The sequence below is a fragment of the Corallococcus sp. AB045 genome (assembly GCF_003668895.1).
GTDB classification, from domain to species: domain Bacteria; phylum Myxococcota; class Myxococcia; order Myxococcales; family Myxococcaceae; genus Corallococcus; species Corallococcus coralloides.
The window spans coordinates 1-8,951 of record NZ_RAWN01000287.1; the positions used below are offsets into that span (position 1 = coordinate 1).

Genomic DNA, 8,951 nt, shown 5'->3' on the forward strand with positions numbered 1-8,951 from the left:
CCCCAGCCCCCCATCGCCTGCAGCTCGAAGCCGCCCTCGGGGTTTCTGCGCCGCACGAGAATGGCCGTCCCATCCAGGTGGGCCAGCGTCATCGGCGCCGAAGGCCCTCCAGCCTTCCCCCAGTCATGCACCGCGGACAGCGACAGCAGGTACTGCAAGGGATTGTGCGGGCGGCCGAAGAGCAGGTGCTGCGCATCCAGGACGACTTCCGCGCCCATCAGCCGCGCACCGAGCACGTCCGAGGCGAAAGCCTCCACATATACGGGCGCCATCAGGCCCGTCACCACCGCCCCGGCGGGGTGATAGTTGGGATTGCCCCGGTTGTTGTATCGACGCACCAGGTGCCCGGACAGCAGGGTGTATGACTCCAGGGCGCCCATCCACAGCGAGTTCGGTGCATCCCCTCCCACCGTGAGGATGCGCACCACCTGGCCCCAGTCGGACAGCGTGTCCCAGTCCTCCCTCCGAACGAGGCCGGCCCCTTTCCCACCACCCCACATCCGCAGTCGCACCGGGGCGCCCAGGCCGAGGTGAAGCACTCCGGGCCTGGCCACCACCCACTTCGGCACCACCTGCAGAAATCCTTCATCCCTCCCCGCTGTACTCCGGGGAAGCAACGTCCACGTCGTGGTCTCCAAGCTCAGGAGGTTCGCCCAGCGCGAGCTCGAGTCGGGCGGGGTCGGTAGCGGAGGCTCCTCCTTGGGCTGCGCGCCTGCATCCTTGATGGAAGGCTCAAGCGGAACGACCCCATCCGGATCGGTGGTGACGGAGTCCTCCACTGCTTCGTAGGTCCGGAGGTCGGAAACCTCCTCCGCCCAGCCCGCTCCGGGTAACAGCAGCAGCACGACGGCCCAGCTCCGACGCACGAACATCGACGCCTCCCGAGAAGGCCCCAGCAGGGGCCGCAAGGACAGAGGTTCCCCGTTCGGTCCGACAGGGCGTCGGGCCACGGGCGAAGGCTCCTGGAGGTGGAAGGCGCCAAGGAGTTTCAAACCAGGGGTTGACTCCTGACCCCTAACGGCCCCTTGCGTCCCTTGTCGTCAGCCCGTTGCTGGCGCGAGCCCTCAGGGGAACGTCATGTTGCCGAGCGTGATGCTCCGAGGCCCATCTGCTTCCCAGAGCTTGAGCGAGAAGGGACCTTGGACAGCGGCGGCCGGAGCCTCGGCCTCAACCACGACGCGCCCACTGGTTCCCGGGAGTATTGGCGTCACTTGCCAGACTTGAAGGATCTTCAAGTCCTCGCCCGTCCTGCCTTTGAGCGTCGCCCCTTCGGCCCTCCACGGCAAAACTCCAGCCTTTACCGCAATCAAGACATCCACTGCCACCAGCATTCTGGAGCGGTAACCGTTGACGAAGGATGTCTCCAGTCCATTGGCCGCCGTTTTCGCGACAGCCTTGGTCAGGACCTGGCCCGCGACTCCATGCGGATCCAATCCCCCGTTGAAGAGGAGCCCCGTCAATCCCCCCGGTGTCTGATGCGCAGACGTCATTCGCGCCAGGTCTTCCTTGCAACGGAAGGCCTCCGCGCGCGCATCCCGGATCTCTTGCTGATACGTCTCGATCGTCCGCGTTTTCCGGTAGACTTCGACAGTGGCCTCCGCCTTCGCCGGATGTGCTTTCAGCAGGAACACCGCTGTCACTGGCGCCGCACCGTCCCGAAATCGCACCACCAGCTTGAACCGTTCGCCTGGGGTGATGTTGGCCGAGGGCACAAGCCGGATGGTGGCCTGCCCCACGTCCACCAGGGAAAAGCGTTCTCGATTTTCCAGCTCGATGCCCTCCCCCTGCAACTCAGAGTCGAAGAGAAGCATCGTGGAAAGGCCCGGGCTGACCACCACCTCGCTGACGCTCCCAGCGCCCTCTGGGGTCAATTCGATACGCCGTGCTCCTGGGACTGTCGATGAAACATCCACCTGCGCAATCGCGGCATCCCCAGCGAGAAGCAGTCCCAGGAGAACGACAAATGATGGAGATGGCACCCGACAGTCGCTCCGTTGGAGGTGCTACTCGAACTCACTCACAGCCTTCAAATAAGCTGTCGTCCAGATCCGGGCCCGGGAGGGAGAGTCATCGCCGGCTTCTCGCGCCATGCCTCGCGGTCCCTCTTCGGCATAAGCCTCAAGGCATACAGGGAAACTGTCGCCCTGTGGCGTCGTCGCCCAGGTGAGCCGGGCATAGACGCGGTCACGCACGATGCTCCGCCCTGACAAGACGCTATTGTCTGGCAGCCCTTCCCAGTCAGTAACGAGGTGTACTTCAACGGGCCCCTCTCCGATTGAAACGATCCGAGGGCTTCCCCTGACGAAGAGCGCCGGATGTTTGTCCCCAATGACCATTCCCCGTTTCTCCATGGCCTTCACCGCGCCCACCGGACACGGCTCTGGCGGCGGAGGCGGGCGCACCTGCGTCCCAGGGCATGCGAGCGCCGTGCAGGCCGCCGCCGTGCTCACCGCACGGGCCATGACGCCCAGCCTCTTCTTCGTGGGCTTCGAGGGGAGCTGAAGGGACTGCGTGTCTTTCGGCGGCGTCGTCACGGTGGCTGAATCCTCCTGGAGCGTCGCGGGGAGCGCGACGGCCGCGGCGGTGGCCTCCGGCCCGGTGGGAGCTGCGGCGCGGTCAGCTTGAGGCGACTCGCCGGAGGTCGCTACTTCCTGACGAATGGCGACAGGCCCCGAGCCGCGCCACGTCCTGGGTCCCCACACGGCCCCCGCCAGGACGAGCACCACGGCGAGCGCCACCCAGGCGCTAAGGGCCCCGCGCTTCGTGGGCGCCACCGCCACGGCCGGGCCGTCAAATCACGTGCGCCCACGTAGTCGCCAATGCCGAAGTCCACCAGCTTGGCCACGCCATCCGAGGCGCGCACCATGACGTTGGCCTCCTTCACGTCCCGGTGCACCACCCCGTCCGCATGGGCGGCGGCGAGCGCCCGAGCCACGCCCAGCAGCACGCGCGCCGCCTGCCGCGCCGTGGGGTTCTCCGCGTCGGACCATTCATCCAGCCTGCGTCCGTCCACGTACTCCATGACGATGATGGCGAACTGAGGCTGGGCCACCGGCCAGTAGCCGTGGCCCAGGATTCCCACCACGTTGGCGTGCCGCAGCCGGGTGAGGACGGAGACTTCGCGCTCCGCCCGCTCGCCCACGCGCGGCAGGTGCAGCAGCTTCAGGGCAAAGCGCTGGCCCTCGCAGTGCGCAAGGTACACCGTGCCAAAGCCGCCCTGCCCCAGCTGGCGCTCCACCGTGTAGCCCAGCACCTGGGCCCCCGGAGTCAGCACGGAGGGAGGTGGCCCCTGAATCATGGCTCCCCTCCCTCGGACTCCCAGCCTATTCGCATGCGGCGGCCTCCCGGCGGGGCGCGCACCCTACCCAAGTCATGAGCAGCCCAACGCGTTGGGACGCATCCCGCTGGCGACTCGTGGAGTCCACTGAAGCGCTTCCAACCTCCCGCATTCATCCCTACGCGCCCTGGGCTACGCCTGGCCACCCTCACCCAACTCCACCTCGTCGCGAAGGCCGCTGCCCTCCGCCAGCACCTGGGCCCACTCCGCCGCGGCCTCCTGCCGGCCATAGCCCGGGTGTCGCCTCGCCAGGGCGACTCGCATGGCATCCCGCATGTCCGCCGCCGTGGCAAAACGCTCGTCGGGGTTGGCGCGCAGCGCGGCATGCAGCATCGCCTTCACGTCCGGGGACAGGAAGGCCACGGCCTCCTCGACATCCTCCGGGCCGAAGCGGGCCAGCAGCCCCTGCATCTGCGCCAGTGGCAGCGAGAGAATGAGCTCCGTGAAGAGATACGCCAGGTGACGGGGCGGCCGCGGCACGTCTTCCACGTCAAAGAGATGCTTGCCCGTGAAGAGCTCCACCAGCAGCACGCCCAGACTGAAGACGTCGGAGCGCTGCGAAAGCGGCGCTCGCGCCAGGTACTCCGGCGAGGCGTAGGCCACGTCTCCGCGGACGAGGTTGGCGGGGGACTCCCGGCGCCCCACCACCAGCGAGTACGCCGCGCCGAAGTTCGTCAGCTTCACCTCGCCTTGCGTCCCCACGTAGACGTGCCGGGGGTTGACGTCGCGGTGGATGACGCCCAGCGACTGACCGCCCGCGTCCGTCAGCGTGTGCGCGTGGTGCAGCGCCTCCGCGATCTCCCCGCCGACATAGAGGGCGAGGGCTTCGGAGACGGGCCGGCCGCGCGCCACGCCCGCGCTCACCAGCGTCTCCAGGGAGGGGCCGTCCACGGACTCCATGACGACATGCAGCGCGTCCTGGTGCACCTTGCGGTGGAAGACCTGGGCGATGGCCGGGTGGCGCAACCGGAACGCCAGTTGAATCTCCTCTCCCAGGCGCGTGCGCTGACTGTACGTGGAGGGGTTCGCCAGCCGCCGTACGAAGCAGAAGCCGGGCAGCGCGGGGACCCGCTCCGAGAAGCGCCGGGCAAGCATCAGCGACTCGCCCGTCTCCATCAGCACCAATTCGCGGACAGCCTCGTAGCGGATGCCGTCGATGGTGAAGAGGTGCAGAGGCCTGTCAGGCGTCGGCGGAAGCTGCCTGCGACGCGGGGAGGCCTCCGTGCGCGCCAGGTCGTCGGTTGTCGATTCGGGCATGACTCCTCGGGAGGCGGGAGAAAGGCGCGGTGACGCCTTCCAAGGAGTTTGAGCGTGTGGACTTTTAAAGTCCACACTCAAGGACTCAAAAAGTTCATGGCCGGGGCAAGGCCATGACGAAGCCAATGCGCATCCTCCATCGTGGAGACAGCCCCCTCGCTCCCATCCTGGTTCCTTGCTCGAACGAGGACGGGAGCGATTGCGTGGGGGCGCCCTGCCCTTCAGGACAGGGCCGCGGCCTTACGGCAGGTACGTCACCTCCAACGTGGGATGCTTCGACGCGTCCGCGGACTCACGCGAGTAGTAGCTCGTGAGGTAGTGCGGGCTGGAGAGCCGGAAGGAGACGCGCCGGTCGGAGGCGTCCGAGGCGGCCTGGAGCACGGGGATGAAGTTCGTATCCTCCGTGACGCCCACCTGGTCGAAGTACGGGTTGATGGTGGGGTACCAGAGCCACCACCAACCCAGGGGGGAACCGGTGGCCGCGGGCTGGTTGTTGTACGTGATGCTGTACTCACCCCAGTTGTTGTCCGGCACCAGGTACGTGTAGACGTTGCCATCGCCACCGGGCGAAACGCCCCAGAACGCAGTGGCGGACAGCTTCACGGACTGGATGATCGCCCCCGCGGGGATGCTGGCCAGGTTGAAGCGCAGGAAGATCTTCTTGTCGAAGCCGTAGTTGATGACCAGCTCCTGCGCGCTACCGTAGTTCCAGTCGGACTCCCCCCAATAATCGTGGTTGACGTAGGCATCCGCCTCCGGCTCCAGCACCGTGGTGACGGGTCCCAGCTCATAGGTGAGCGTCAGCGCCGGACGCTGGGCCGCGTTGCTGTACTCACGCGACCGGTAACGCGTCTTGTATCCCGGCGAGTGCAGCCGGAAGCTCACCAACTTGTCGCCGGCCAGTTCGCCCTGCACGACGGGGATGAGCGCGGCATTGGAATTGACGCCCCGCTTGTCCTCCGGCGTGAAGTCGTACCAGAGGAACCACTCGCCCACCGGACTCGTGGCGGGAGTGGGCCGGTTGTTCCAGGTGATGCCCATCTCCTGCCATGAGTCATCCGCGACGAAGGACGTGTACACATTGCCGTCCCCTCCGTACGCGTAGCCGTCGTAGGCCAGCGCGCTGAGGCTGGCGGCCGTGATGACCGCGTTCGCGGGCAGGCCGCTCAGGTCGAAGCGCAGGTAGGCCTCGGCGAACCCCCGGTTCACGACGAACGTCCCGTGGTTCCCGAAGTTCGCGTCGGGCCCGTCGGGCGAGACGTAGGAGTCCGCGACGGGCGTGAGCGTCACCGTCGTGGAGGCCAGCGCCAGCGACGGGGCCGACAGCGCGGCCACCGCCAGCAGGGTTGTTACAGAGGATGAAGACGGAAGTCTGAAGCGACTCATCATGTCTGCCTTTTTCCGTGAGGAGAGCAGTCATTGCTCTCAAGCTCACGGACCGGGCAGACAGAGAGTGTATTCAGCCCAACGTCTGCTTCAGCTTCGCCAGCAGGTTGAGCGCGTCCAGCGGCGTCATCCGGTCGATGGCGGCGGTCCGAAGTGACTCCAGCACCTCCGCGTGCGCGGGAGGCACGGGCGGCGCGGCCACGGCGGCCGGAGCCGCCCCCCCGAACAACCCCAGCTGCCCCGCGCTCACAGGCGCCACGCGCTTCGTGGAGCGCACCGCCACGCGGGGACGGCCCGCGTCGTCCAGCTCGCCGGACTCCAGGTTCTGGAGCAGCTCGCGGGCGCGCGACACCACCTCCGGCGGCAGGCCCGCGAGCTTCGCGACCTCGATGCCGTAGGAGCGGCTGGCTCCGCCAGGAATCAGCTTGCGCAGGAAGATGACCTTGCCGCCCTGCTCCTTCACGGCGATGCACAGGTTCTTCACCCGGGGCCGCTCGCGCGCCAGGTCCACCAGCTCGTGGTAGTGCGTGGCGAAGAGCGAGCGCGCGCCCACCTTGTCGTGGATGTGCTCCGCCACCGCCCACGCGATGGACAAGCCGTCGAACGTGGACGTGCCACGGCCAATCTCATCCAGGATGACCAGGCTCTTGTTCGTGGCGTGATGGAGGATGTGGCTGGTCTCCGTCATCTCCACCATGAACGTGGACTGCCCGCGCGCCAGGTTGTCCGCAGCGCCCACGCGCGTGAAGATGCGGTCGCACAGGCCGATGCGCGCCGCCTTCGCCGGCACGAACGAGCCCGCCTGCGCCATCAGCGCCGTCAGCGCCACCTGCCGCATCACCGTGCTCTTGCCCGCCATGTTCGGGCCGGTGATGACCAACAGCTGCGCGTCCTCCGGATCCAACCGCACGTCGTTGGGGACGAAGGACTCGCCCGAGCCCAGCATCCGCTCCACCACCGGGTGCCGGCCGCCGGTGATCGTCAGCCCTTCCCCTGAGTCCACCTGGGGCCGCGTATAGCCGTACTCCGCCGCGCACCGCGCGAAGGACACCAGCGCGTCCGCCGTGGCTACCGCCTCCGCCGCGGAACGGATGCGCGGCGCCGCGGCGATGACCTTCGTGCGCAGCTCCTCGAACAGCTGGAGCTCCAGCACCACGCGGCGCTCCTCCGCGGTGAGGACCTTCTCCTCGTACTCCTTCAGCTCCTCGGTGACGAAGCGCTCCGAGCCCACCGTGGTCTGCTTGCGGATGTAGTCCTTGGGCACCGCGTGGAGGTTCGCCTTCGTTACCTCCAGGTAGTAACCAAACACCTTGTTGTAGCGGATCTTCAGCGAGGAGATGCCCGTGCGGTCCTTCTCCCGCTGCTCCAGCTTGAGCAGATAGTCCTTGCCGGTGGTGGACAGCGCCACCAGGTCATCCAGCTCCGCGTGGTAGCCCGGCCGGATGAAGCCGCCGTCGCGGATGACCACCGGCGGCTCGTCCGTCACCGCGCGCATCAGCAGGTCCGCCAGCTCCGGCAGCGCGCCCAGCGGCCCGGACAGCGCCTTCAAGAGCGCCGCGTCACACCGCGCGAGCGCCGCGCCCAGCTTCGGCAGCTGCGTCAGCGACAGCCCCAGCGCGCGCAAATCGCGTGCGTTGCCCGCGCCCAGCGACAGCCGGCCGCACAGCCGCTCCAGGTCGCCCACCTCCTTGAGCGTGGCCACCAGCTCCTCGCGCCACACGCTCTTGCCGGACAGCTCCTCCACCGCGTCCAGCCGCGCTTCAATCTCCGGCAGCGAGCACAGCGGCGCGGACAGCCAGCGCGCCAATTTGCGTGCGCCCAGGCCCGTGGCCGTCCTGTCCAACACGCCCAGCAGCGACCCCTTGCGGCCGCCGTCGCGCAGGCTCTTGAGCACCTCCAGGTTGCCGCGCGAGGACTCGTCCATCACCAGGCAGCCCGCGCGCTCCTGGCGCGACAGCCGGTCCACGTGCGCCGCGGGCGTCTTCTGCGTGTCCTTGAGGTAGCGCAGCGCGGCCCCGGCCGCCCCGGTGGCCAGCGGCGAGCCGTCCAGTCCGAACGCGGACAACGACTGCACGTTGAAGTGCGAGCGCAGGAACGCGGAGGCCCGGGTGTGCTCGAAGGCCGCGCCCTCGCTTTCCGCCACGGCCGGCACGCGCGAAAGCCGCTGGCACACCTGCACCACCTCCGGCGCGTCCCGCATGCCCTGCGGCACCAGCAGCTCGCGCGGCTCCACGCGCGACAGGCCCTCCACCAGCTCCGACAGCCCTTGAGCCTCGAAGGTGTAGAACTCGCCGGTGGACGCCTCCAGCAGCGCCGCGCCGAAGCCCGCTTCACCCCAGCACACGGCCGCGAGGAAGTTGCTGGCCTGCGGCTCCAGCACCTCGTCGTCCAGCACCATGCCGGGCGTGATGACCCGGGTGACCTCCCGCTGCACGATGCCCGGCCCCGCGCCCGGCTCCGTCACCTGCTCGCAGATGGCGACCTTGAGGCCGTGCTCCACCAGCTTCGCGATGTACCGGCGCGAGGAGTGGTACGGCACCCCGCACATGGGGATCTTGTCCGCGCCCTTGGCACGGGCCGTGAGGGTGATCTGGAGCAGCTCCGAGGCCTTCACCGCGTCCTCGAAGAACATCTCGTAGAAGTCACCCAGCCGGAAGAAGAGCACCGTGTCCGGGTGGAGCGCCTTCACCTCCAGGTACTGGCGCATCATCGGGGTCAGGGAAGCGATCTCCCGCGCACCCGCGGGGGCCTCACCCGTTCCGACTTCCGGAGTCGTGTCCACGTCGGGCAGCGCCACGTCCGCCGCCTTGCCTGTCTTCGTCTGCTGCGTCACCGCCATCCCCGACCTTCTCTCACGACCTTACCCCCGGATCAACGAACGGACGCCCCTACCTGGTGCGTATGCCTACCACCGGCGTCCGACATTTCGACGGGCCCGTTTCCGAAAACGGTTTGCTGGCCCTCCCCCCCC

Annotated in this window: 6 protein-coding genes and 1 pseudogene; 1 reads left to right on the forward strand and 6 read right to left on the reverse strand. The window is 68.0% G+C overall.

Features of this window, described 5'->3' with window-relative positions; all coding sequences use genetic code 11:
- Together D7Y21_RS38160 and D7Y21_RS38165 are read right to left on the reverse strand one after the other, a co-directional pair.
- Positions 1-872 (reverse strand): annotated as a pseudogene (locus tag D7Y21_RS38160) (hypothetical protein); the annotation flags it as partial.
- A gap of 192 nt (positions 873-1,064) precedes the next feature.
- The gene (locus tag D7Y21_RS38165) at positions 1,065-1,979 is read right to left on the reverse strand and encodes a DUF2381 family protein (protein WP_121718330.1); all 915 of its coding nucleotides are present in this window, start codon (positions 1,977-1,979) and stop codon (positions 1,065-1,067) included.
- 349 nt (positions 1,980-2,328) lie between these two features.
- Here D7Y21_RS38165 and D7Y21_RS43205 point away from each other — a divergent pair, with 349 nt between their 5' ends.
- On the forward strand, positions 2,329-2,502 hold the full coding sequence (locus D7Y21_RS43205; RefSeq protein ID WP_233612453.1) for a hypothetical protein: 174 nt from the start codon (positions 2,329-2,331) through the stop codon (positions 2,500-2,502).
- Between the two features lie 142 nt (positions 2,503-2,644).
- Here the strand turns inward: D7Y21_RS43205 and D7Y21_RS43210 are convergent, their stop codons facing one another.
- The 4 genes from D7Y21_RS43210 to mutS form a co-directional block, all read right to left on the reverse strand.
- Complete coding sequence (locus D7Y21_RS43210; protein WP_233612454.1) at positions 2,645-3,298, reverse strand: protein kinase; 654 nt, start codon at positions 3,296-3,298, stop codon at positions 2,645-2,647.
- Between the two features lie 171 nt (positions 3,299-3,469).
- Positions 3,470-4,594 carry a serine/threonine-protein kinase gene (locus D7Y21_RS38175; RefSeq protein WP_121718331.1) on the reverse strand — a complete coding sequence of 375 codons (1,125 nt, stop codon included), beginning with the start codon at positions 4,592-4,594 and terminating at the stop codon, positions 3,470-3,472.
- A 240-nt stretch (positions 4,595-4,834) separates the two neighbouring features.
- On the reverse strand, positions 4,835-5,983 hold the full coding sequence (locus D7Y21_RS38180) for a DNRLRE domain-containing protein (protein ID WP_121718332.1): 1,149 nt from the start codon (positions 5,981-5,983) through the stop codon (positions 4,835-4,837).
- A gap of 70 nt (positions 5,984-6,053) precedes the next feature.
- The gene (gene mutS, locus D7Y21_RS38185; RefSeq protein WP_199735573.1) at positions 6,054-8,690 is read right to left on the reverse strand and encodes a DNA mismatch repair protein MutS; all 2,637 of its coding nucleotides are present in this window, start codon (positions 8,688-8,690) and stop codon (positions 6,054-6,056) included.
- Positions 8,691-8,951 lie beyond the last annotated feature (261 nt).